Below are 24,036 nucleotides of genomic sequence, written 5' to 3'. Positions count from 1 at the left end.
ATGAACCGACCTGTCCTCGCGCTTCTGCTTGTTGCGGGCGCCGCTCTTGCTCCCGGCGCAAACGCGGCTGACCGCGCACCGGCCCCTCACGCCACTGCGGCGGATACGCGGATCAGCGCGCGCGATCGCGTGTACGTCGCGGAGCAATTCTCCAACACGGTTTCGGTCATCGATCCCGCCACGAACCGGCTGCTCGGGGTGATCCGGCTGGGCGATCCGCAGCCCGCCAGTCTCAGCCCGCTCTATCGCGGCCAGCTGCTCGTCCACGGCCTGGGCTTTGCACCGGACGGCAAGACGCTGGCGGTCGTGTCGATCGGGTCCAATTCGGTGACCTTCATCGACACCGCGACCAACGCGGTGAAGGCCACCACCTATGTTGGGCGGTCGCCGCATGAGGCATTTTTCACGCCGGATGGCCGTGAGCTCTGGGTAACGATCCGGGGCGAAGATTACATCGCGGTTCTCGACACTACGACCTTCATGGAAACGAAGCGCATTCGCGTGCCCGCGGGCCCGGGAATGCAGATTTTCTCTCCGGACGGCCAATATGGCTATGTCTGCTCGTCCTTCACCGCCGAGACGGTCGCGATCCGGTTGGCCGATCATCAGATCGTCGGTCGGATCAAACAGGATTCGCCCTTCTGCCCCAATATCGCGGCGAGTCCGGATGGAAAGCAGGTGTGGCTGACGCTGAAAGACATCGGACGCGTCATGGTCTTCGACGCGCGCCCGCCCTTTGACGTGATCCGCACGATCGACACCGGCCCGCTGACCAACCATGTCAATTTCGCGCGGACCTCGGCCGGGCAGTTCGCATATGTCACCGTGGGTGGGCTCAACGCCATCAAGGTGTTCCGGACCGACAGTTTCGCGCAGGTCGCGACGATCCCGGTCGGCAAGCTGCCCCATGGCCTCTGGCCTTCGGGCGATGGCAGCCGCATCTATGTCGGCATCGAGAATGCGGACCGGGTTGCCGTGATCGACACGGCGAAGCACCGCGTGCTTACGGAAATCCCGGTGGGCCAGGCGCCTCAGGCGATCGTCTATGTGCCCAATGCCGTGCCTGTTGGCAGCGCGACGACCGGGCTGGCACCGCTCGGCCTTGCTGCGCAGGCGGTGCATCTGACGCTCGACCCGGTCGGCCCTGCATCGGGTACGCCGTCGACCAGCGTGTCGCTGTTCGACCAGGGCTTGACGCAAGTGCTGCAGGCCGCGGTTGCAGGACTGGAGCCGCGCAAGCCCTATGTCCTGGCACTGGCGAAGCACCGCGGTGGCAGCGGTGCTATCGAACCGCTGGCCAGCTTCACGACCAACCCGGCTGGTTCGTCGGTCGTCAATGCGGTAGGTCCGATCCGACAGGTGGTGCGCGATGCATCGGGAGATGGTTCGCGCTTCCTTGTCATCGTGCCAGGCACGACGACCGCCTATGGCGCACCGGTACAGGTGCAGTCGCGTGCGCGGTGACGGCGGCGTGGTCGGGAGAAGACCGTGCAGGATATGATGACCCTGGTCGAACCGTTGATCCCCTCCCTGCGGCGCTATGCGCGCAGCCTGCTGCGCGATCAAAGCGCTGCGGACGATCTCGTTCAGGATTGCCTTGAGCGCGTGATCGGGCGCTGGCACCAGCGCCGGGCTGACGGCAACGCGCGGACATGGGTCTTTACCATCTTGCACAATCTGGCGATCAACCGGATGAAGCAGACGGCCCGTCGCGGAGTCCATGTCACCGTGGACGACATGGACGAAGCCGCGATTGCCATAGCGCCCGCACAAGAACACCGGCTGCACCATCGGGCGGTGGTCGACGCACTTTCCGGGCTGCCCGAAGACCAGCGCAGCGTGTTGCTGCTCGTGTCGGTAGAGGATCTTTCCTATGCCGAGACGGCGTCGATCCTAGATATTCCGATCGGCACTGTGATGTCCCGGCTTTCGCGCGCCCGGCATCGGTTGGCGCAGATCCTCGAAGAACGACCGGACCGGTTGGCGTCGACTGGGACTGTGCTTAGGAGGGTCAAATGAGCCGTCCGATCTCAGAAGACGATCTTCACGCCTTTGTCGATGGCGCGCTGTCCGAGGGTCGCCGCGCGGAAGTGGAAGCTTATCTCGAGAAAAATCCCGAGGTGGCAGACCGCTTTGCGCGGTTCGGCACCCATCGCGCGGCGCTTCGGGCGGCGCTCGGCCCCATTGCCGATGAACCCGTGCCGCCTGCGCTCACTCTCCACCATCTGATCGCGTCACGCCGCCAATCCAGCTGGACTGGTTGGCGGGCAGCGGCGGCGGCGTGCCTCCTCCTCATTGCCGGCGGCGGTGGCGGCTGGGTGCTGCGCGGGCTGGACGGGGGCCGCGCCGGCGGCATCGATGCGCTCGCCCGGGAGGCGTCCTATGCCTATGCGGTCTTCGGTCCCGACGGCGGGCGCCCGGTCGAAATTTCCGCAGCGGACAGCGACAAGCTCGTACGCTGGGTCGAGCAGCGCCTCGCGCAGCCGGTGTCATTACCGGACCTGTCGGACTCCGGTTACCGGCTGATGGGCGGTCGCGTCGTCGCCACGCAGAACGGGCCGGCGGGCCTGTTCATGTACGACGATGCAAAGGGCGGGCGCATCGCCATTCTGATGCGACCCATGGTACGACGCGACGCAAATGCGCCGATGGCCCAGCATCGCGAAGGCGACGTCGTCGGATATGCCTGGGCGGACGATGGGATGGGCTATAGCCTTGTCGGTGGCATGGCCGCCGCGGACCTCCTTCATCCCATCGCTGATGAGGCGCGCCGACAAATACGGGCAAGAACATGACGATGGGCCGGAGTGGGTAGCACCATGCGAGCGGCAGGGCTCCTGCTAACACTTTCGCTTGGCGCTGTATCTCTGCTCCATATGCCAATTGGGCGCGGCGCCGGGTCTCAGGTCGCAAGTCTCTCGCGACATTGCGGGGGGCGCTGACGTATGGGTGATGATGCGCTGAATGCCGCACGGTCCCCGTGACCGTGCCGCGCTCGCGCTGCGGGCCGCCGGGTGCTCGCGTGACGCGATCGACGCCCTGTCACTCAAAATAGGGCTGGCTTGATTAGCGCGATCACTTCGAAATCCCCGGAGGATTTCTTGCGCTTGTATAGGGTCAGGGTTGCGGTTGGAGCGGGTTTCATACTGACCTCATCCCTCCCCTCCGGGCGCGACCGCTCGTCGAAGGCCAACGTAGGGTAGATCGAACGAAGCCAACCTCGGAAACGACTGTAGGCGGCGGCTGCCTCAATCTCGGACGAGCCCCCATATACAACAAGCGTAACGTTACTTGAGCCGTCCTGGTCGATGGTGACATGTGTCTTCGAAGCGCCGACGACCGCGAGCGTGAGGTCGCACATTCGAAAGCTCGAATAGGTCTCGCAATTGGCCGAAACTGCCCCGAAGCGGCCGGGAGCTGCATTGAATAACGCGGACAAGGTTGCTTGGAGTTCGCTTGCTTCCCGGCCAAGCGCGCTGACCAGTTTCGGGGTCGCCCCGGTATTGACCGGACCCAGCCGGACAACATCGAAATAGCTCTCCGCTGCCTTTGGGAACACCAATTTGGGCATCACATCATCGGTGGCAATCCATTGAAGCCGCCCGACCACGTCATAGCTAGCATCGGCGTTTAGAATGAACGAGTAGCTGTTGAGATCAGCCACAGTCCATTTTCCGCGATCCTCGCGGCTTAGTCGCGGCACGCTGACCGATCGGATTTGCATCGTCACCTTGATCGGGTTGGTCCCAACATTGCGGTAGGGGATTCGATAATCGACGATCGGTGGATCGCCCGACTCGTTCCAATTGAATTGCGGAGTGCCGATTGCGAGATCTTCGACGCCGTTGCCTGAATGCAGTACAGATTCACACATCCGGAGCGACCAAGCTCCGGTCGTTTCCCCCGCGCGGATATCATATAATTTGGCTAAGCGATCCCGGAGCAGCCCGCGTCCGGGATCGTTGGACAGCTGGTACACACGTTCCTGGACGGCCCTCCCGAAGCCTGCTTGCAATGCGGCCCGTCGTGCATTGGCGTCAGGGTGATTGCCTCTGCCAAGATTTCCGGTCTCAAGACGCTCCGCCGCGTCGATGATCTGAGAGATTGCCGCCGAAAGCTCGCGCATCGCCTGCTCGTCGGGCGTGGAGATCCTTGTCGACAGATTCGCGTCCATCACTGCGTAGGCACCCATGGTGTCTGCCGCGCATTCGCGGAGCCGCTTGTCACGATCGCTCGCGCCAACCAGCTTCCAGCCATCACGAAACTGCACTTGATGCCAGACCTCGTGCGCCATCAGCCAAGCAATGACAGCATCCGCCTGCACGTCGGGAATCCCCAAAAGCAGTTCGCGGAGCTTTGCCATAGGCACGTCGATGCGTCCGTTCTCCAACGCTTCAAGTTTGGCGCCGTCCTCCACTATGCGGACCGTCGGATTGACGCCCCAGCGCCCGGCCGCTGCGCGCGCGTGGGCGCTGACTCGCGCCGCCAGTCCGTTTTCGGCCGCGGGAGTATCTTTTTGCACTGCGTAGGAAACAACCGGGGCCAATGCGATCAATGCTGTCGCAGTCCGCATCCAGTTCATGCGCCTTCCCCAACCTCTGCATCGCCCATTCCCGCGCGAAAGGTCTCGACGGCGAGCAGGGCGGCGAGCGCGAAAAGTAGGACGGTCGCCATAAAGCAGCCGGTAAGTGCCAGGTGATGCGCCACGATCTCATATTGCGGCCAGACCGAGGCTGTATCCCCCGCAGCGTCCTGGATGAGAACCTCGCATCCCGGATCGGATAGGGTGGCCGCATAGCGCTTCGCTTCGGCAAGTATCTTGCTGCCAATGACAACAGGGCCGCGTCCATCATATTCGCACGTCCATTGCGCGACCAGTGCGACGTAGCCGAACAGAGCGGTCACTGCCGCCACCGTCGCCACAGCACAACCGGTCCAGAGCGTCTTCAGACGCAGGCGCTTTCGGTGAATGACCACCATGCCAAGCGCGAGCGCAATTGCCGCAACGAACTCAACGGCCCGAACAAACATTAAGCCATCGTCTGCAGGAGTGAAACGCGGAGGCTTCAGCACGAAGAGCATGATGAGCGCCACGAGCCACGTCGCGGCCTGCAGCAGCACGGTCCATGTCGCGCGCAAGCGCGTCAGATCCATCCCGCTCGCCGTCATGGTACCGGCAGGTCTATTTCCATCGTATCCTCGGCCGCGAGGCCGATGCGTACGATATCGCGCGCCACCGGCCGCCCATCGCGCAGTGCGATGACTTCATAGCGTCCGGGCGGGACACTGCCGCTCGCGGGGCTGAGTATGGGCAATCGAAACATCGGCTGCTGGCCTCGCCAGCGCATGGGATTAAGGCCGATAACATAACCGGGAACGGCGTCTACACCACGTCGCGTGGTCACACGAATTGAAACACGGCCGGGGAAACTGGATCCGGCTCCCATGCCGTTGCCAGCCGATCGCTTGATCTCGAGATCTTCAGCTACGTCCGCCAGTATCGCGTCTCGTTCGGGCCCTGACGAATCGAGCGCGGCCTCCAGCAGCTGGGTATCATGGTCCAGCGATCGCACGTAGTCGCCGATATCGTCGGGTGACAATCGAGACGATGCAGCCTGCAGCGCCACCGCGTCTTCAAAGATCTTCGTTATGCGCTCATCCTCGGGAAGTTCGGCCATCGACTTGCCAATTGCATCTTGTAATCGGCCGAAAGACCGCGCGGCGTCCTGCGCTCCCGCCTGCGGCATCAATGTGACCGTACAGAAAAGCGCCAACGTCGCCGCAGCAGCCCTCATCGGTATCATTGCTGTGGCGCCGCGATGGTATAAAAGCCAGCAATCTTCCACGCGGAATCCACTCGCTCAAGATAGACGTCTTGATATACCAGCCCGTTGGGATGCCGAGTGCGAAACCGAATGTAATAAAAAGTGCCAACCTGCCCCGTAGGCGTCTGGGTAAAAGGTTGGGACCCGATCAGTTCTCGTGCGAGAGCGCGCCCACCACTCTGCAACCGTAAGAATCCGCTCTGCTGCACGAAGTTCTGCCGTGCAGTAAGAGCTTTGAAGCTCGGGCTCAATTCCTCGTCATAGATTTCACCCGGATCTCCTTCCTCAAAGCGCGTGACAAAACTGAGCGCCGCGGACTCAGCGTCCTCTTTTGAATCCGAATCCACGGTCGCATCTGCCCGTGCAGGAGCAGGATCGATTACAATGATGTTTGCGGGAATCGCGCCGAGAAAAAGCGCGATCGAGCCAATGGTCGAACAATCGAATGCTCTCATGCCTCTAGCTTTCGCCAATTTCAAACCGCGCATTGTATCGAATGAAAGAGTTTGATCAAGTAAGTTGCATGTAATCGAGCGGACCGCACTTGCACCTGCACAAGAAAGTCGAGCAGCGCTTTGTTCTAATTGGAATATTCATAAACTTGAAGCCCGGCCGCGTTGAAAAAAAGCTGCAACATGCGAGATTTGCGACGCACACTGGACCTGTCGCCCGGTCGACTATCGTCAATGCGTCATGATGTGGCGCTACATCGAAATTAGATAATCGAGTGCAACTGGTGCCGACGCAGCAAAAGCAGGTTCACGTGAGAGGATGAAGGCGTTCGACTTTATGGCGCGTCCTTAAATCCTCGTCGATCGCTGCAACGCCGCTGCAGGTGAACTGGTCGCCGACCGTCGCGATTTCAAATGCTGTGAGCGCGCGTCGCTCGCGCGCGCGAAGGCAGGGTTCATCCCGCCCTGAACGATGCCCCCCGGCCGATATCCCTCCAACGAATTCGGGTATCAATGAATAGCCACGCCCCCCTGAATATCATCCTTCGCGAAATGCACGCGAAACCTGATCTGCCAGCGGCTTGAGCAGATAGGACAAAATCGAGCGGCTCCCGGTGACGACAAAAATCTCCGCGGGCATGCCGGCCTTGAGTGCGATGCGGTTGCGATCGAGCGCATCGCCGCGCAGCGCGACGCGGATGCGATAGAAGCTGGCGCCGGTCTGGCTGTCCCGGGTCAGATCGGGGGATATGAACGCCACCGTTCCCGGAAGCTCGGGCGTGGTCTGAAGATCCAGCCCGGAGAAGCTGATTCGGGCCGACTGGCCGATGCGCAGCTGATCGACATCCTGCGGCCGGATATGCGCCTCGACGATCAGCGTATCGCGATCGGGTACCAGCTCAAGGATCGGCTGGCCGGCGGGAATGGCACTGCCGATGGCCGTATAGGCCAGCTTGTCGATCACCCCGTTCTGGGGCGCGCGGATGACCGAGCGGTGCAGCTGATCCTGCGCGCTGGCACGGCGAACTTCCTGATCGTTGAGCTGCGGCGCGATCTGCGCGAGTTCGGCGGCAGCATCGGTGCGGCGCGACTCATCGATAGCCACCATCTGCTCCTGCGTCTCGGCAATATGTGCGCGCGCCCTGGCGATCTGCGATTCCAGCGACGCTCGCGTGCCTTGCAGCTGGACCGCAGTCCGCTCCAGTTCGTTCATCCGCGATACGGTGATCAGTTTCTGGGCATAGAGTTTGCGGACACCTTCGAGCTCGGGCCCGATCAGTTTCATCTGGCCGTCAATCGCATCGATCTGCGCGCGATAGCCCGCAATTTCCTGCTCATATTGCGCAATCCGTTCGCCCAGCAGCTTGCGGTTGCTCGCGCGCTCGCGGCGGCCAAGCTCGAAATTGCGTCGCTCGCGCGCGCGATACGCGGCGCCTGCTTCGCTCGACAGGACCGGCGGGAACGCGATCGTGGAGCGGCCGTCGCGTTCCGCCCCGAGCCGCGCACGGCGTGCCACGAGTTCGAGATAGCCCGTTTCCGCACTCGACGATCCGACCGTGGTGACATCGGTGTCGAGCTGCAGAAGCGGCTGACCGGCACGAACATGGTCGCCGTTGCGCACCAATACCTTTGCCAGCACGCCGCCGCCGGCGTGGCTGATCACCTTCACCCCCGATTCGACGGTCACTTCGCCCGAACCGACCACCGCGCCCTCGACGCGCAGCACCGTGCTCATCAGCAAAACCAACACGACGAAGCCGCCCAGCAGGATCGCGGCGAGACGCACCCGTCGCGTGAGCTGCTCACGCGGATGCGGGCCGGGCGATACTGCCGTCATACCGAACGCTCGCGCAACGGAGCGACAGGACGCAGGCGATCGATCACTTCGGCGCGCGGACCAAATGCCTGCACTCCGCCGCTGCGCATCACCAACAGCAGATCGGCCTGATCCAGGATCGCGGCACGATGCGCGACGACGACCGCGATGCCGCCGCGCGCGCGCACCGCCGTCACCGCCTCGACAAGCGCCGCGTCCCCCTCCATGTCGAGGTTCGAATTGGGTTCGTCGAGGACCACCAGAAACGGGTCGCCGAACAGCGCGCGGGCCAGTCCGATGCGCTGACGCTGCCCGGCGGACAGGTTGCGCCCATCCTCGCCGACCTGCGTTTCATACCCTTGCGGCAGCTGAAGGATCAGTTCGTGCGATCCCGCCGCCTGCGCAGCCGCGACAATCCCCTCAGACGTCGCGTCTTCGCGAAATCGCGCGATGTTCGCAGCGACCGTTCCCGCGAAGAGCTCGACCGATTGCGGAAGATAGCCGATATGCCGCCCGAGCGCCTCGCTGTCCCACTGATCGAGCGCGGCGCCGTCGAGCCGGATGGTGCCGCGCGCAGGCCGCCACGCACCCACGATCGCGCGAACGAGCGCGGATTTTCCCGAACCGCTGGGACCGACAATTCCCAATAATTGTCCGGCATTTGCACGCAGCGCGGCATCGTTGACGACCACGCGGTCCGATCCGGGCGGGACGAGCGCCACGCGTTCGACGCTGAGCGTCGCGCGTGGCGGGGGGAGTGCGGTGCGATCGACCGCCGCTTCGGGCGTAAGTGCGATCGACCTGGAAAGCTGCGCCCAGCTTTCGCGCATCGCGACGAAGCCGCGCCAGTTGGCGATCGCCTGATCGACAGGCGCCAGCGCGCGCGCCGACAGGATCGAGCTGGCGATGATCACCCCGCCGGTCGCCTTGCCCTCGATCACCAGAATCGCGCCGACAGTCAGCACCGCCGATTGCAGGAACATGCGGAAAATGCGGCTGATGCCGGAAAGGATCGTGCTGCTGGCGGTCAGCTGCGTCTGCTGGTGCAGCATCGCCTGATGTTCGGTTTCCCACTGCGTCCGGGTCGGCGCGCGCATCCCGAGAACCGAAATAAGTTCGGCATGGCGCACCCGGCGCGCACCTATGGCGCGGCGTCGTGAAGCCGCCTGCGCGAGCGCCGCGACATGGCCGCGGCCGACCCGCTCGGCGGTCCATGCGAGCGCTGCGGCAACAAGCCCGCCGACGAACGTAACGATGCCAAGCCAGGGATGCACCAGCGCGAGGATGACGATGAACACCACGATCCACGGCAAATCGATGATCGCAGCAGGCCCGGGTCCGGCGATGAAGCCGCGAATCTGGTCGAGGTCGCGGACCGGGCTGGCCTGCTCGAACTGCTGCGGCTTTTCGAGCGCGAGCCGCAACTCGGCTTCCTGCGCGCGCACGCCCAGGTCGCGGTCGAGCGATGCGGCAACATCGCCAAGCATCCGCGCGCGCAGCACATCGAACGCACCCAGAAACGCAAACGCGATCGCGGCGATCAGGAACACCGAAATAAGCGTTGGCAGGCTGCGCCCGGGCAACACCCTGTCGTACACAACGAGCATGTAGATCGAACCTGTCAGCGTCAGCAGGTTGATCCCTGCGCTGAGTCCGGCAACACCGATCAGGCCGTGGCGCAATTCGCCCAATGCCGCGCGAAGCGCCGAAGCCTCGATCACGCGCATCGCGAACCTGTCCCTTGATCTGCGGTGGAAAGCAACGTCTCGATCATCGCCGTCAGCGTGTCACCCGCGTCGGGACGAACCGTGCGATACATCGCGACCTGTGCGGCAAGCGCCGCCGTGCGCGCGAAATGGGCCGCCTCGCCCATCGTCCGCGCGATGAATTGCGGCCGATAGCTGTGGTTGCGGAGCAGCTGGATGCGCGTCGCGCCATCGATCCGACGCGTGGACAGAGCGGCGCCCGGCGTGACTTCGATCGCGTGGATCCAGCGGATCGGCAGCGGATGCGGATCGGTTGCGGCCGCGAGTTCAAACTTATCGAATTCGGGACGCACGCGCGCCAGCGTTGCAATGTCGTGCCCCAGTCGCACAGCGGCGTCGCGCCACAAGCGGATGCGCGGCAAGCCGGGCAATGCCAAACCGTCCTGCGTTACCGCGACGACATCGTCGGCCAGCGGTGCATGGCCGCGCTGGGCAAAGCCAGCGGCGAGTGTCGACTTTCCCGCTCCCGATGCACCGATACAGACCATGCAGGAATCGCCGATCCGGATGGCATTGCCGTGAAGAACCAGCAGCCCGCGCTGTTGCAGCAAGGCACCCATTGCCGACCCCATCAGGAACAGCCGAACCGTCTGCGGCGCAGCGCCGGGATCCGGGCTGACACGGATCTCGCGGCCATCGGCGATGACGAATCGCGCGACCCCGGTGACATCGAGCGTCAGGGCCGAATGCGCCTTTCCCGTATCGGGCGCGCCGAGCCGGATCGCGATATCGGCCACGCTACCGGCCGCCGCCTGTGGCAGGCCGGGCAGCGGAATCGCGCTGTCGATCGTCAGGCCATAGGCGCGCGCCATCGTCATGCGGCGCACCGGCGCACGAAATGCCCTGCGGCGAGCGCGGGCAGCAATCGCATACGATAGCGCGCTTCGGTCTGCGGGTCGGACCAGCGACCGGGCCATGTGGCGACCATCTCGCGCATGGTTGCGACATCGACGATCGCCGACGCGTCGGTGGAGGCGGCAATGCACTCGATCTCGTCGCGTATGCGGTCGAGCTTTTCGCGCGCCGCGACATGCCACCAGCCCGCCTGCCGGCCGCGCCGGTGCGAAGCGATGGTGCTCGCGGGCAGGCAATCGGCGAACGCCGTGCGTGCGAGCCCCCGCGCCACCCCGCCCGGTGCGAATCGCTCGACCGGAAGCCGCAGGCAGAATTCAACGATCCGCCGGTCGGCGGTCGGGTCGCGCATGTCGATGTCCCACCCGGCGAGCACCGCCTTGCCGAAATCGCCCGGATCCGTCCGCCGCGCGACTGCAAGGCGGCGCGCGACGGATCCCAGCACCGCGTCGGCCTGGGGTCGCGAGACGCCGGGCGCGAGCAGCGGCGGGCCCCATTTTTGCGGCGGACTATTGCGAAACGGACGCGTCGCCGCGCCGGCTACCGCGCGCCAGCTGTTGCCTGCGGCACGCAATTCGGCGCCGTGACGAATCGCGCGCGCGATACGCCCGCTGCGCACCAGCTCGCCCAGCGCCTCGCTACCTGAATGGCTGATCGTCAGATTCCCCATCGCGCCGACAAGCAGGACGTCCACTCCCTGCGCGCGGATGCGATCGTTTATTTCGGCAAGCCAGGTCTGGTTGGCGAGATTGGTCAGCGGGCGCCCGTACAGCACGAAGCCGGGGCCGAGCATATCGACCGGCGATCGGCGTGGCGACGCGATGCGATGGTGCACGATTCGCGGATGCATCGCGGCGAGCTTCGCGGCGTCGGGGCCTTCGTCGTCGACCCCGTCATCGGCGCCGTGCATTCCTTCAGGCGGAGCCGCAGTGAAGGCATGTACGCTACCATCCCCGATCCGTCGCGCCGCGGTCGCCGTCACCGCGCCGCTGTCCAGCCCCGCGCTGAGATGAGTCGCGACGTCCGCTGCGGTGCGGCGCAGGCGCGCACGGACGCTTTCGCCAAACAGCGCGGCCAGCGCTTCGGCCGCATCGCCCCCCGATGCGAACCGGGAGGGGGAAAGATCCGGGTTCCAATAGCTTGACCGGTCCAAGCTATGGGCGCCGATGGTCACGATCTCGCCTGGCTCCACGCGCTCGATTCCAGCGAAGAAGCTGGCGCCGTGCGGCACCGCCATGCCCGACAGGAAATGGACGGTCGCGATGCCGTCGGCACGTGCGCCTGCGGCCGATGCAAGCGCTTGCGCGGTCGAGGCGACCGTCACGCATCCGCCGGTCCGCCGGTAGTGGAGCGGGCGTGCGCCCAGCGCGTCGCGGGCGAGGATCAGCCGGTCGTGTGAACCGTCCCACAGCACGATCGCGAAATCGCCGAGAAAGCCTTCGATCGCCGCGACGCCCCAGCGCTCAATCGCGGACATTGCGAGCGCGGCGTCGGAAAGCCGGCCGAGCGTATCGACGCATCCGAGCGCAGCGGCAAGGTCGTCGCGATTGTCGAGCCGGATATCCGCAGCCATCGCCAGCGCGCCACCGCGTCCCCGCGCAATACCGCGATCGAATGCGTCTTCCGGAAGCGTCGCCGCCAGCCGCCGCCCGAGCGCGACTGCGCCGCGATCCCACAAGAAAGCCGGCACCTCACGCGCCACTGGCTGGAGCGCAAGCAGGCGCTCGCATAGCTTCACCGGCGCGTCGGGACCGCACACGAATGCTGCGGCCGCCAACGCCGTCACGACGCGACCTTCGCGCCGCGAATCGCGGTTGCGCAGATCGGTCCTGCAGCGGCTGACCCCATCCCCGTTCCCTTGGCCAGGTGGTGCTCTGCCCTCGCGAATTGCTCCGCGAGGCTTCGACCGAGGGTCGAACAAGGCGGCGCGCATAGCCGGGAAAGCCATTGGCGAAAAGGCATTTTCCCGGAGACCGGGCACTCGGAGCGTGGTGATCCCCTACGGGGATCAAAAAATGGCCGGCGGCGATTTCACTCGTGCAGCATCCGGATCCAATAGGCGATCGCGGAGCTGTCCTGGTCGGATAACCCGCCCCATTGCGCGCGCGCCCAGGTGCGCGCGGAGGCGGTTCGCGCTTCGCTCGGCGAAATCCCGAAATGGCTTCGAAAGGCACGGCTGAAGCTACTATCGTCGGCAAAGCCCCAGCTTCGCGCGATGTCAGAGATACGCCTTGGATGCGCGCTTGGGGAGGCAAGATCCATTGCCGCCCCCGACAGCCGCCGCTCGCGGATGAATTCCGCAACGCCCCCCGATTGCTCGAACATGCGGTAGAGCGTGGCGCGCGACACCCCACATTCCTGCGCCACCTGAGTCGGACCGAGCGCGGAATCGTGCAGATTCCCGTGAATGTAGCGCAGCACTTCACGCAGCGGCGTCGCCATCGCGGTCGCGCGTGTCTTGTTGCCCGGGCGCTGATCGACCAGCGACGCGAGGAGCTGGATCGTCCCGCGCGACGCGATCGCTGCGTCCCCTGCAGCAAGTCCTGCGGCGTGCTGCGCGAGCGTACGAATATGCGCGGCAAGGATCTGGGTCAGCGGCAGGTCGCGGTCGAGCACCAGCCCGTGCAGCGAATCGATGTCGGCGACCTTGTCCTCGAGCAGCGGCCGCGGGATCACCAGCGTGATGTTGCCGTAGTCGCCCGCGCGCGTCTCGAGCGTGCGCGTCAGGTCGAAGATGCAGACGTCGCCCGCCCGCACCCGCACGTCGATCGTGTCCGCCAGGCCGGCAAAGCCGCCATGGGTGTAGAGCTGGACCATCAGGTGATCGATGCCCGCCGTGGCGACCATCGCGCGCGACCGCTGGAAACCCTGGGCGGAGGAACGCAGGTCGCTGAGCAACAGGTTGCCCATGTGCACCGCCTGCATGTCGATCGCATAATCGCCCGCTGTACCGGGGCGGATCACGTCGAAAATGTCGCGCGTCGACTCTCGGAATTGCTGGAGTGCGACCGCCCCGCCGGTCGCGATGCTGCTGATCTGATAACGCGGCAGAACCGATTCCTCGGACATCCGACACTCAACTCCCTGCGCGCGGATATCGATCCAAATCCACGTCGTGTCTCGAACGATGTGCACCGTGTCTCAACGGAGCGAATCGTCCTTGACCCGGCTAACCACTGGCAACTTAACGCAAAAAGACTTCGGTGGGGATCGGGATTTCGTACATGCGATTTGGATTGGAGGCGCCGGAACGCTGGCATGGCAACGTTGTGACCGCCGGCGAACTCCTGGTGCCGGGTGATACGAACCTGGCTGAGGGAAGCACTCTTGCAGCCACGTTCGCCGAACGGAGAGCCGCCCGCGCCGACGCGATGGAAAGCGTGGACGCCGCGATCGACAACGTCTCTGCGGTCAACGAAGCGCCGGTGCTCGGCATCGACGACGGCATTTCGCTGACGATCCGCGAGGGACTGGCGCGCGAGGATCTGGCGACCGGCGCCTATGTTCTCGATCGCACCAACAGCTTCACGCTGACCGACGCCGACAGCAGCGACTTCGCCGGGGGCGAGTTCCGCGTCGCGCTCAGCGGAGCCGCGAGCAGCAGCGAAGGCCTCGGCTTCGAGCTGGCGTCGCGCGGTGGACGCGTGACCTGGTCGGCGGGCGATTCGTTCGGACCGGGGGTGAATGCGAGCGTGACTGTCGACGGCGTCGTGATCGGCACCGTCACCTCAAGCGGTCGGCAGGGCACCGACCTGGCGATCGCACTCAATGCCAATGCCACTGCGGCGCGCGTACAGATCCTGCTGCAAGACGTCGGCTATCTCAATTCAAGCGGCCTCAACGATCCGTCGCCGCGCACCGCGACGATCACGGTTACCGACGGCGACGGCGGCAGCGCATCGGCATCGCTTTCGCTGATCAACGAGAACGTCAACAATACGCCCAGGATCACCCATCAGGGCGGGACTAGCGAGGGCAACACCTGGGTCGAGGCCAACAACGGGCCATCCACGCCTGTTGCGATTTCGAGCGGCCTGGTGGTCAGCGACACCGACGGCGGCGGTCTGCCGAGTGCCACGGTGCAGATTTCGGGCGCGATGACGGGCGACGTGCTCGCCTTCGTCAACGACGACGCCGCGCGCTATGGCAACATCGCCGTGACCGGCTTTACCGGGAATGTCCTCTCGCTCGCGTCTGCAGGGTCGACGGCCACCCAGGCGCAATGGTCGGCCGCGTTGAACGCGGTCACCTTCAACACCACCGCCGAGGATCCCGGGAGCGGCCGGACGATCATCTACTACATCAGCGACGGGACGGTTTCGGGACGCTGGATCGGGTCGTTGACGATTCAGGCGGTGAACGACACCCCCTCGGGTACCGATGGTCACGTCTCGGTCGCCCAGAATGGATCGGCGGCGCTGACCGTCACCGACTTCGGCTTTACCGACGCCGATGGCGACGCGCTGGCGGCGGTGATGATTACGACGCTGCCGACGGCGGGCGCACTGAAACTCGATGGCGCGACGGTTACGGCGGGCCAGTCGATCGCCGTAGCCGACATCGCGGCGGGCAAGCTCGTCTTCACCCCCGCGCCGAACGTCAACGCGGACAATTACGCCAGCTTCACCTTCCAGGTGCGCGACAATGGCGGAACCGCGAACGGCGGGATCGACACCGATCAGACGCCGAACACCCTGACCTTCGACGTGATGCCCCCCGCCAATGCACCGCAGGTGACGGTGCCCGCATCGATCAGCGGATTCGAGGACCAGCCGATCGCGTTCGCCGACTTCGGCCCGATCGGCGTGAGCGACCCCGACACTGACGGACTTGTGGTCACGATACGTGCTGACGACGGTGCGTTCCTGTACGAACTCCACGGCTCCTCAACGTTAAGGGGGAACATCGTCGGGGTCGGAACAAGCACCGACGGGATTGATGGGTTGCTGCGCTCGCTAGTCTATATTCCCGCGGCGGATGCAAGCGGCACGCGCGAAATCTCGGTTTCGATCAACGATGGCAGCACGACGATCACCCGGGTGGTTTCCGTCGCAATCTCAGCAGTTAATGACGCGCCGAGCGGCACCGACGGATCAGTAACGCTCGACGAGGACGTCCCGCACACGATCACGCTCGCCGACCTCGGCTATGCCGATCTCGATGGGAATGCCTTTGCCGCGGTCAAGATCACGACGCTGCCAACTGCGGGCGCGCTGACGCTGGACGGCGTGGCTGTGGTCGCCGGGCAATTGGTCAGCGCGGACGACCTTGCAGCCGGTAAGTTGATCTTCACTCCCGCCGCAAATGCCAATGGCGCCGCCTATGCCAACCTGACCTTTCAGGTGCAGGACGACGGCGGCATTGCCAACGGCGGCGTCGATCTCGACGCCACGCCGAACACGCTGACGTTCGACGTGACGGCTGTGAACGACGCGCCGGTGCTTTCGGGCATCGACGGGCGGTCGGTCACCATCAATGAAGGGAACGCGACCAACACCAATCTCGCGCCGCTGGGCTATTCACTGTCGAAACTGGCGACGATCTCGTTCAGCGACGCCGACGATACGAACTATTCGGGCGCACGCCTCGTCCTGGCGCTGAGCGACAATGCCGATCCGGTAAAGGAATCGGTCGGTCTTTCCGGTGAGCGCGCGCGCACCGAAGGGGTCGCCTGGACAGGCGATTTTCACGGCGTCAGCCCCGGCTCGAAAATCTCGGTCGGCGGAGTGGAAATCGGCACGGTGATCTCGGGCGGTCGAAACACCGTCAACGAGGATCTGGTGATCGACTTCAACGCGAATGCGACCGTCGCACGCGTGCAGAAGGTCGTCGCGTCGCTGGGGTATATCAACAACTCCAAAGCGCCCGGCAGCGACCCGCGGACGCTGACGGTGACGCTGACCGATCCGCACGGCGCGTCGAGCAGTGCGTCGATGAGTATCACCAACGTGCCGTTCGACGATTGGGCGCGGATCGCCCCGGTCGAATGGTATTACGACTGGACCGAGGCGGCGGACGGCCCGTCTGCTCCCATCAACGTCGGCCAGCATGTGCGTATCTCCTTTTATGAGGAGAACGACATTGTCAGCGGCACCGTCGCCATCGATAATCCGCTCCCGGAACATGTGCTGTCCTTCGTCAACGACGATGCCACGCTGTACGGGGATCTTACCGCCAGTTTCGAAAACGGCGTGCTGACGTTCAGCTCCGCGGGCCTTGCGACCGGTGAGCAGTGGCAAAATGCGTTCCGGGCAGTCACGTATAATAACCTGTCCGATGCACCGACACCGGGTGGACTCTGGTTGACCTATTCGGTCCGGGACGCGGGACACGCGCTATACCCAGGCACACAGGGCCGGGCCGCCATTTCGGTATATGCAGTGAACGACTCGCCCTCGGGCACGTCGTCGACGCTCACGGTCGATGAAGATGGCGCGCATGTCCTGACCGTCAGCGATTTCGGCTTTACCGATGTCGACAGCAATGCGCTTGCCGCCGTCGTCGTGAATAGCTTGCCATCGGCGGGTGCACTGACGCTGGACGGGATTGCGGTGTCCGCCGGACAGGAGATCACCGCCGCCGACATCGCGGCGGGCAGGCTGGTCTTCACGCCCGCACCCGACGGCAATGGGGAGGGCTATGCCAGCCTCACCTTCCAACTCCGCGACGACGGCGGCACCGCGAACGGCGGCATCGACACCGATCCGACGCCGAACACGATCACCTTCGACGTGACCGCAGTGAACGACGCGCCGACAGTGACGATCGCGACGCCGCCCGGCGTGTTTGAGAAGTCCGGCGTCGAGTTCCTCGTCAACACGCAGGGGTTGGGTGCGCAGCAAAATGCGACTGTCACCGGATTGGCGGGCGGCGGGTTCGTCGTGACATGGCAGACCAGCGATCCGGGCCAGGACGGCAGCGACACTGCGATCAAGGCACAGGTCTTCGACGCGGCGGGCGCCAAGGTCGGCACCGAGTTTCTCGTCAACACACAGGGTGAAGGCTATCAGCAAGCTCCGATGATCGCCGGGCTGACCGGCGGCGGGTTCGTCGTGACATGGCATTCAGCCGATGACACGCAGGACGGCAGCGCCTTTGCCGTCAAGGCGCAGCTGTTCGACGCGACGGGCGCCAAGGTCGGCGCCGAATTCCTCGTCAATACGCAGACGGCGGACAGTCAGTATGAGCCGACCATCACCGGGCTGACAGGCGGCGGGTTTATCGTGGCATGGTGCGACACCAACCCGACGCAGGACGGCAGCGGTGCTGCGATCAAGGCGCAGCTGTTCGACGCGGGGGGCGACAAGATCGGCACCGAGTTCCTCGTCAACACCCAGTCGACGGGCGATCAGCTCTATCCCACCATCACCGGACTGACGGACGGTGGGTTTGTCGTGACATGGCGGACCGCCGACACCGCGCAGGACGGCAGCGCCAATGCGGTCAAGGCTCAGGTCTTCGATGCGTCGGGCGACAAGGTTGGCACCGAGTTCCTCGTCAACACGCAGTCGGCGGACGATCAGCTCGATCCGAAGATCACCGGGCTGACGGGCGGCGGGTTCGTCGTGACGTGGATCACTAGAGACCCCGGCCAGGACGGCAGCCTCTATGCGATCAAGGCACAGGTCTTCGACGCGGCAGGCGGCAAAGTCGGCGGCGAGTTTCTCGTCAATACGCAGGCAACCGGCTATCAGGATGATCCAGCCGTCACCGGGGTGACCGGCGGCGGGTTCGTCGTAACGTGGATCACGTTCGACACCGCGCAGGACGGCAGCGGTACTGCGGTCAAGGCACAGGCCTTTGATGCGGCGGGCGGCAAGGTCGGCGGCGAGTTCCTCGTCAATACGCAGGCGACAGGCTATCAATATATGCCGGCCCTCATCGGGCTCGCGGGCGGCGGATTGGTCGTGGCGTGGGACACCTCTGACAGCGCGCAAGACGGAAGCAGCCGTGCCATCAAGGCACAGATCTTCGCGCAGCAGCCGGGTGTCTTTGACGCGACCGAGCAGGCCGAGCTCAGCGTGAAGGGCAGCATCACGATTGCCGACACCGACGCAGGCGGCGGTGTTCTTACCGCGACGCTGTCGGTCGATTACGGTGTGCTGAATGTCACGGCGGGCGACAGCGGCGCGACGATCGTCAGCGGCAACGGCACCGGCAACGTCGTCATCTCCGGCACGCTGGCGCAGTTAAACGCGCTGCTGCGCACCGACGCCACCAGCACGGTCAACTACACGCCGGACACCGACGCGCCCCCGGCTTCGGCGGTGCTGACCGTCAGCGTGAACGACGGCGGCAACACCGGCACGGGCGGGGCGCTGATCGGGACGGCGACGACCGCCATTGCGATAACAGCGGTCAACGACGCGCCGACCGGCACCGATGCGACGATCGCCATGATCGAGGACGGCAGCCACGTACTGACGGCGACCGATTTCGGCTTCGTCGATGCCGACGGCGACGCGTTCCACTCGGTGACGATAACCACCGTTCCGGGCGCTGGCACGCTGTTGCTGGGCGGAGTCGCCGTGACGGCGGGGCAAGTGATCACCGCCGCGCAGATCGCAGGCGGCGCCCTAGTCTTCACGCCCGCTCCCGATGCGCATGGCGCAGGCTATGCCAGCTTCACCTTCGAGGTACGCGACGATGGCGGCACCCAGAACAGCGGCACCGACACCGATGCGACGCCGAACACGCTGACGTTCGACGTGACAGCGGTGAACGACGCGCCGACGCTGGCCGGGCATCCCGTGTCGATCAGCTTCGCGGAGAATCTGGTCAACGCAGCGCCGCAACGTCTTGCTTCTGATATCGTCTTGACCGATCCGGAGGGCGATTTCGACGGGGGTACCGTCGTCGTTCAGGGGTTGCTCGCCGAAGATCGCGTTTCGATCGCCCATACCGGCGACGGGCCGGGGGAGATCGGCGTCAGCGACGGCATTGTCAGCTATCACGGCGTGGCGATCGGTACCGCGATCGGCGGCGTCGGCGCTACCTTTACCGTGACATTGAACGCGGCGGCGACGACCGAAGCGGTGCAGGCGCTGACGCGCAGCATCACCTACGCCAATGCGAGCGACTCGCCGACTGCGACGCGCGACCTTGAACTCATCGTCACCGACGCGAATGGCGCGAACAGCGGGGTGCGCGGTTCGACCTTCGCGGCCGGCGACCATGACCTGGTTCGTGGCGGGACAAGCGAAAACTATTCGAATCTAGCGCTCGGCGATTTCAACGGAGATGGATTTCTCGACGCGTTTGCAAAGGACGAATCGTCCTACTTCAAGTTCTGGATCGGCAACGCAGAGACGCCCTTTGGCAGTTCGGTCAAACGACTGCCGCTAGGGAACCCGGGCGGCACGCTCGATATAACCGATATCGACGGCGACGGCGATCTCGACGTCGTGGTCGCACGCAACAGCTTGAGCTGGGTCACCTATATCAACGATGTCGACGGTGAGGGTGTGAGAAGCTGGGTGTTGCAAACCGCCAACCCATTCTCCTCACTGACCGGGTCCCCTAAGACGTTCATGCGGTTTGCCGATATCGACGGCGACGGCGACGACGACCTTGTCTATGGTGTCGACACTGGCGGGCTGTCGGTTCGGTTCAACAACGCTGGTTCCTTTTCCCCGGCGGCCGCAGGTGACAATCCGTTTGTAGGGATCGTCGCGAACAGCGGTACGCGGCTCCTGTTCACCGATCTGAACGCCGATGGGCGACAGGATCTCGTGCTGGTCGATAGCGGCGCCCGGGTCTGGCTTCAGCAGGCGGACGGCAGTTTTGCTGGCTCCGACGCCGGCCGATATGGTCTTGATGTCTTGCCGATCGGGTACGGGCGCGGCCTCGAGTTCAGCGATATCGACGGCGATGGTGACGAAGACCTTGTCTCCCTCAGCTACTTTAACGGGTCACAACTCTACGCCAACACATCCAATCCCGGCCATGTAATCCAGGTTACCGTCGAGGCAGAAAACGACGCACCGACCGGCCAGGATAGCACAATCACGATCGATGAGGATGCCGACCACGTCCTGACATCCGCCGATTTTGGCTATTCCGATCCCGATGGGGACGGTTTTGCCGCGGTCAGGATCACGACGCTGCCGACCGCAGGCGCGCTGACGCTGGACGGCGTGGCTATGGTCGCCGGGCAGCTGGTGAGCGCGGACGACCTTGCAGCCGGTAAGGTCGTCTTCACTCCCGCCGCAAATGCCAATGGAATGGGCTATGCCAGCCTGACCTTCCAAGTGCAGGACGACGGCGGCACTGCCAACGGCGGCGTCGATCTCGACGCGACGCCGAACACCATCACGTTCGACGTGGCTCCCCCCGCAAATGCGCCGCGGGTGAACCTGCCCGCTGCAATCAGCGGAACCGAGGACCAGCCGATCGCGTTCGCCGATTTCGGCCCGATCGGTGTCACTGATCTAGATAGCGAATTTCTTCAGATCACAGCCAGTGTCGAGGACGGAGGGTTCCAGTTCGACTTCAACGGCTTTCCAAGTTCCAGCGGCAATAGCTTCGATATCGGGTTCAATGCCGCGACGATCGACCAGCTGCTACGCTCGCTCGTCTATCTTCCCGCGGCGAACGCCAGCGGCACGCGCGAAATCTCCATCGCGGTCACCGATGGCCAGACGACGATCACACGGGTGATCTCTGTCGAAATTGCGGCGGTGAACGATGCACCCACCGGCACGAATGGGTCGGTAACGCTCGATGAGGATGGCACCCACGTCATCACGCTCGACGAATTCGGGTTCACCGACAATGATGGCGACGCGATGGCGGCGGTGATCGTCACCACCCTCCCCGCCGCCGGCACGCTGACGCTGGACGGCGTCGCGGTGACCGAGGGGCAGTCGATTACCGCTGCCGATATCGCCGCCGGGTTGCTGGTATTCATGCCCGCACCCGATGAGAACGGCGCGGGATATGCCGAACTCGGCTTCCGCGTGCAGGATGACAGCGTCGATGCGAATATCTCGGTCGATGAGGCAACGATCCGCTTCGATGTGTCGCCGGTCGATGATCCGGCTACAGCCGTCGACGACAGTGCGATCGTAGCCGAAAATGCCACCGTCGTGATCTGGGTCGGTGCCAACGATACGGATCCCGACGGCGGCCCTGCCGAAACCGTCACCCATATCGACGGGCAGGAAATCGCCGTCGGCGGATCGGTGACGCTGGCGTCGGGCGCGATCGTGACGCTCAACCTCGACGGCACCGTCACCTACGACCCCAATCATCGCTTCGACTCCCTGGTGTCAGCAGCGCGGGCATTGCTGACCGGAGCGCAGAACAGCAGCGCGGTCGACGGGTTCGACTACACCCTGTCGGGCGGCAGCAGCGCGAGCGTGAACGTCACCGTGACGGGTGTCGACGGACTCGCCGATCAGCTGCTGGGTAGCGTGCTGAACGATATCATGACCGGCACAAATGGTTCGGATTTCTTCCGCATGGATCAGGGCGGGAGCGATCGGGCGAATGGGGGCACGGGCGATGACGCCTTCCTGATGGGCGCGATGCTCGACGCGTACGATCAGGTCGACGGCGGCACGGGCAACAACCAGCTGGCCCTGCAAGGCAATTCGACGGTCGCGCTGCTGGACGCCACGGTCCGAAATGTCGGCACGATGGTGTTCCTGTCCGGGGCGGACACGCGCTTCGGATTGCCGGGCAGCGATCGCTTCGCCTATTCGCTCACCACCGCAGACGGCACGATCGGCGCGGGGCAGACGGTGACGTTCAACGCCAACACCCTGCTGTCCGGTGAAGGCATCTTCCTGGATGCGTCGGCGGAACTCGATGGCAATCTCGTCTTCTATGCCGGTCAGGGTACCGACACGGTCATCGGCGGCGCGGGCGCCGATGCGTTCTTCTTTGGTGCGGACGGGCGCTTTGCGGCAACGGACCGTATCGACGGCGGCCTGGGCAATGATCAGCTGGCGCTGCGCGGGGACTATTCCGCGCCGATCGTGCTGAACGCCGACACCTTCACCAATGTCGAAACGCTGGTGCTGATGTCTTCCACCGACTTGCGCTATGGCTCTCCGGCAAGTGCCAGCAGCTACGCGCTTATCCTCGACAACGGCAATGTCGGCGCGGGGCGGGTCCTGACGATCAATGCCAACATGCTGACGGCCGGGGAGACGGCGCAGATCGACGGCTCGGCCGAGACCGACGGCGCCTTCATCTTCTACGGCGGCGCCGGCGACGATGTCTTCATCGGCGGTGCCGGCGACGACAATATCTATGGCCGGCTTGGCCAGGACATGATGACCGGCGGCGCTGGCGACGACACCTTCTATTTCCGCATAATCGAAGATTCCCGCGTGGGATCGGAGGATCGCATCCTCGATTTCGCCGCCGGGGACCGCATCGACCTGTCCGCCATCGATGCCGATACCGCCCATGCGGGTAATGACGCGTTCGACTATATCGGCGACGCAGCATTTTCCCAAAAGGCGGGCGAGCTTCGGGTGATGCTGATCAATGGAAGCTGGGTCGTCGAAGGCGATGTCGATGGCGACGGCGTGGCCGACTTCGCGATTCTCGTCGATACCCCGGGCGGCCATGTGATGGGCGCCGGTGACTTTGGGTTGTAACCTTGAAAAGGCCGTTTCAATGACAAGACAGTCGGACGCGCAAAATCGCGACTCCTCGAAGCCGATTGCGCTGCCAAAGCGTCCGTGGACACCCCCCGTCCTTCGGGAAATGCGGGTTTCGGAAACACGAAACAGCATCGATCCCTTCGTGGAGGACGGCGCGTTCAGCATGGGCTCGTGAGCGACGACCCCGCTGTGATCGGGCGCGGACGCGGGGCTGCTGCCGACATACCGATTTGTGGGGCACGCGACTGGAGCGAGGCTGCGGCCTCTGCCTTCGGGAGGGGCGTGGCGAGGCCATATTAGCCCCCGCTTCGGCCTGTCCCGCTTCTCGACCCGGCGCGCTCCCGGGTGCGGACGGCCGGTCGCCCGTAGATCCGTTATACATAGTCTCCGGTCGGCTCGACGGCTTGACTGCCCCGGCCCTGGACGAGAAGCTCGCCGCAACGATCGGCGCCACGGCGCAGACGATAATCGACATGACCGGATTCGACTATGTAAGCAGCGCCGGACTCCACATCCTGCTCAAGGCGGCCAAACAAGCAAAGTCTCGCAGCGCCAAGCTGCCTGGCCCAAGGCGCAGGGTCGGTCCGGCAATGTCCAACCACGCTGTCGATCGGGCGTACGGTGAGAGGCCAGTCCTTGAGGCCTGCAAACACAAACCGCGAGCAAAAAAATGATGGTGCAGAGGGAAAGTCTTGCGCCGGCTTGAGA

14 protein-coding genes are annotated in these 24,036 nt (G+C 64.4%); 5 read left to right on the top strand and 9 right to left on the bottom strand.

Annotation, left to right across the window (positions count from 1 at the left end):
- From FPZ54_RS02515 to FPZ54_RS02505, 3 genes are read left to right on the top strand one after another with little or no spacing between them, the layout of a single operon-like run.
- The gene (locus tag FPZ54_RS02515) at nucleotides 1-1,464 is read left to right on the top strand and encodes a YncE family protein (RefSeq protein WP_145844737.1); all 1,464 of its coding nucleotides are present in this window, start codon (nucleotides 1-3) and stop codon (nucleotides 1,462-1,464) included.
- Nucleotides 1,465-1,497: 33 nt separating this feature from the next.
- On the top strand, nucleotides 1,498-2,019 hold the full coding sequence (locus FPZ54_RS02510) for an RNA polymerase sigma factor (RefSeq protein ID WP_145844735.1): 522 nt from the start codon (nucleotides 1,498-1,500) through the stop codon (nucleotides 2,017-2,019).
- A complete protein-coding gene (locus tag FPZ54_RS02505; RefSeq protein ID WP_145844734.1) occupies nucleotides 2,016-2,795 on the top strand; it encodes an anti-sigma factor family protein in 780 nt (259 codons plus the stop codon). The genes FPZ54_RS02510 and FPZ54_RS02505 overlap by 4 nt, the downstream gene beginning before the upstream one ends.
- A gap of 251 nt (nucleotides 2,796-3,046) precedes the next feature.
- On the opposite strand, the gene FPZ54_RS02500 is transcribed toward FPZ54_RS02505, so the two are convergent.
- From FPZ54_RS02500 to FPZ54_RS02465, 9 genes are all read right to left on the bottom strand, one after another.
- Nucleotides 3,047-4,582 (bottom strand): hypothetical protein, encoded by a 1,536-nt coding sequence (locus FPZ54_RS02500; RefSeq protein WP_145844732.1) that lies wholly within the window; start codon nucleotides 4,580-4,582, stop codon nucleotides 3,047-3,049.
- Entirely contained in the window at nucleotides 4,579-5,154 is a 576-nt protein-coding gene (locus FPZ54_RS02495; protein ID WP_145844730.1) for a hypothetical protein, read from the bottom strand. The genes FPZ54_RS02500 and FPZ54_RS02495 overlap by 4 nt, the downstream gene beginning before the upstream one ends.
- A gap of 11 nt (nucleotides 5,155-5,165) precedes the next feature.
- Entirely contained in the window at nucleotides 5,166-5,795 is a 630-nt protein-coding gene (locus tag FPZ54_RS02490) for a hypothetical protein (protein WP_145844729.1), read from the bottom strand.
- A gap of 5 nt (nucleotides 5,796-5,800) precedes the next feature.
- On the bottom strand, nucleotides 5,801-6,280 hold the full coding sequence (locus FPZ54_RS02485; RefSeq protein WP_186456882.1) for a DUF4019 domain-containing protein: 480 nt from the start codon (nucleotides 6,278-6,280) through the stop codon (nucleotides 5,801-5,803).
- A 535-nt stretch (nucleotides 6,281-6,815) separates the two neighbouring features.
- Nucleotides 6,816-8,114, bottom strand: coding sequence for an HlyD family type I secretion periplasmic adaptor subunit (locus tag FPZ54_RS02480; protein WP_145844725.1), 1,299 nt, complete (start codon nucleotides 8,112-8,114; stop codon nucleotides 6,816-6,818).
- Nucleotides 8,111-9,820 carry a type I secretion system permease/ATPase gene (locus tag FPZ54_RS02475; RefSeq protein WP_186456881.1) on the bottom strand — a complete coding sequence of 570 codons (1,710 nt, stop codon included), beginning with the start codon at nucleotides 9,818-9,820 and terminating at the stop codon, nucleotides 8,111-8,113. The genes FPZ54_RS02480 and FPZ54_RS02475 overlap by 4 nt, the downstream gene beginning before the upstream one ends.
- The gene (locus FPZ54_RS19705; protein WP_186456880.1) at nucleotides 9,811-10,677 is read right to left on the bottom strand and encodes a phosphoenolpyruvate carboxykinase (ATP); all 867 of its coding nucleotides are present in this window, start codon (nucleotides 10,675-10,677) and stop codon (nucleotides 9,811-9,813) included. Before FPZ54_RS19705 ends, FPZ54_RS02475 begins: the two co-directional genes overlap by 10 nt.
- Nucleotides 10,674-12,497 carry an asparagine synthase-related protein gene (locus FPZ54_RS02470; RefSeq protein WP_186456879.1) on the bottom strand — a complete coding sequence of 608 codons (1,824 nt, stop codon included), beginning with the start codon at nucleotides 12,495-12,497 and terminating at the stop codon, nucleotides 10,674-10,676. Before FPZ54_RS02470 ends, FPZ54_RS19705 begins: the two co-directional genes overlap by 4 nt.
- 245 nt (nucleotides 12,498-12,742) lie before the next feature.
- Nucleotides 12,743-13,780: a helix-turn-helix domain-containing protein gene (locus FPZ54_RS02465; RefSeq protein ID WP_145844721.1), complete on the bottom strand. Its 1,038-nt coding sequence runs from the start codon at nucleotides 13,778-13,780 to the stop codon at nucleotides 12,743-12,745.
- A 155-nt stretch (nucleotides 13,781-13,935) separates the two neighbouring features.
- Between FPZ54_RS02465 and FPZ54_RS02460 the strand changes: the two genes are divergently transcribed.
- Nucleotides 13,936-23,322: an Ig-like domain-containing protein gene (locus FPZ54_RS02460; protein WP_145844720.1), complete on the top strand. Its 9,387-nt coding sequence runs from the start codon at nucleotides 13,936-13,938 to the stop codon at nucleotides 23,320-23,322.
- Nucleotides 23,323-23,387: 65 nt separating this feature from the next.
- Nucleotides 23,388-24,002 (top strand): STAS domain-containing protein, encoded by a 615-nt coding sequence (locus FPZ54_RS20430; RefSeq protein ID WP_422396556.1) that lies wholly within the window; start codon nucleotides 23,388-23,390, stop codon nucleotides 24,000-24,002.
- Nucleotides 24,003-24,036 lie beyond the last annotated feature (34 nt).

The organism is Sphingomonas suaedae (assembly GCF_007833215.1).
In the GTDB taxonomy this organism is placed as follows: Bacteria; Pseudomonadota; Alphaproteobacteria; order Sphingomonadales; family Sphingomonadaceae; genus Sphingomonas; species Sphingomonas suaedae.
The sequence above is the reverse complement of the archived record's forward strand: the minus strand, read 5'-3'. Positions and strand labels throughout refer to the sequence as shown.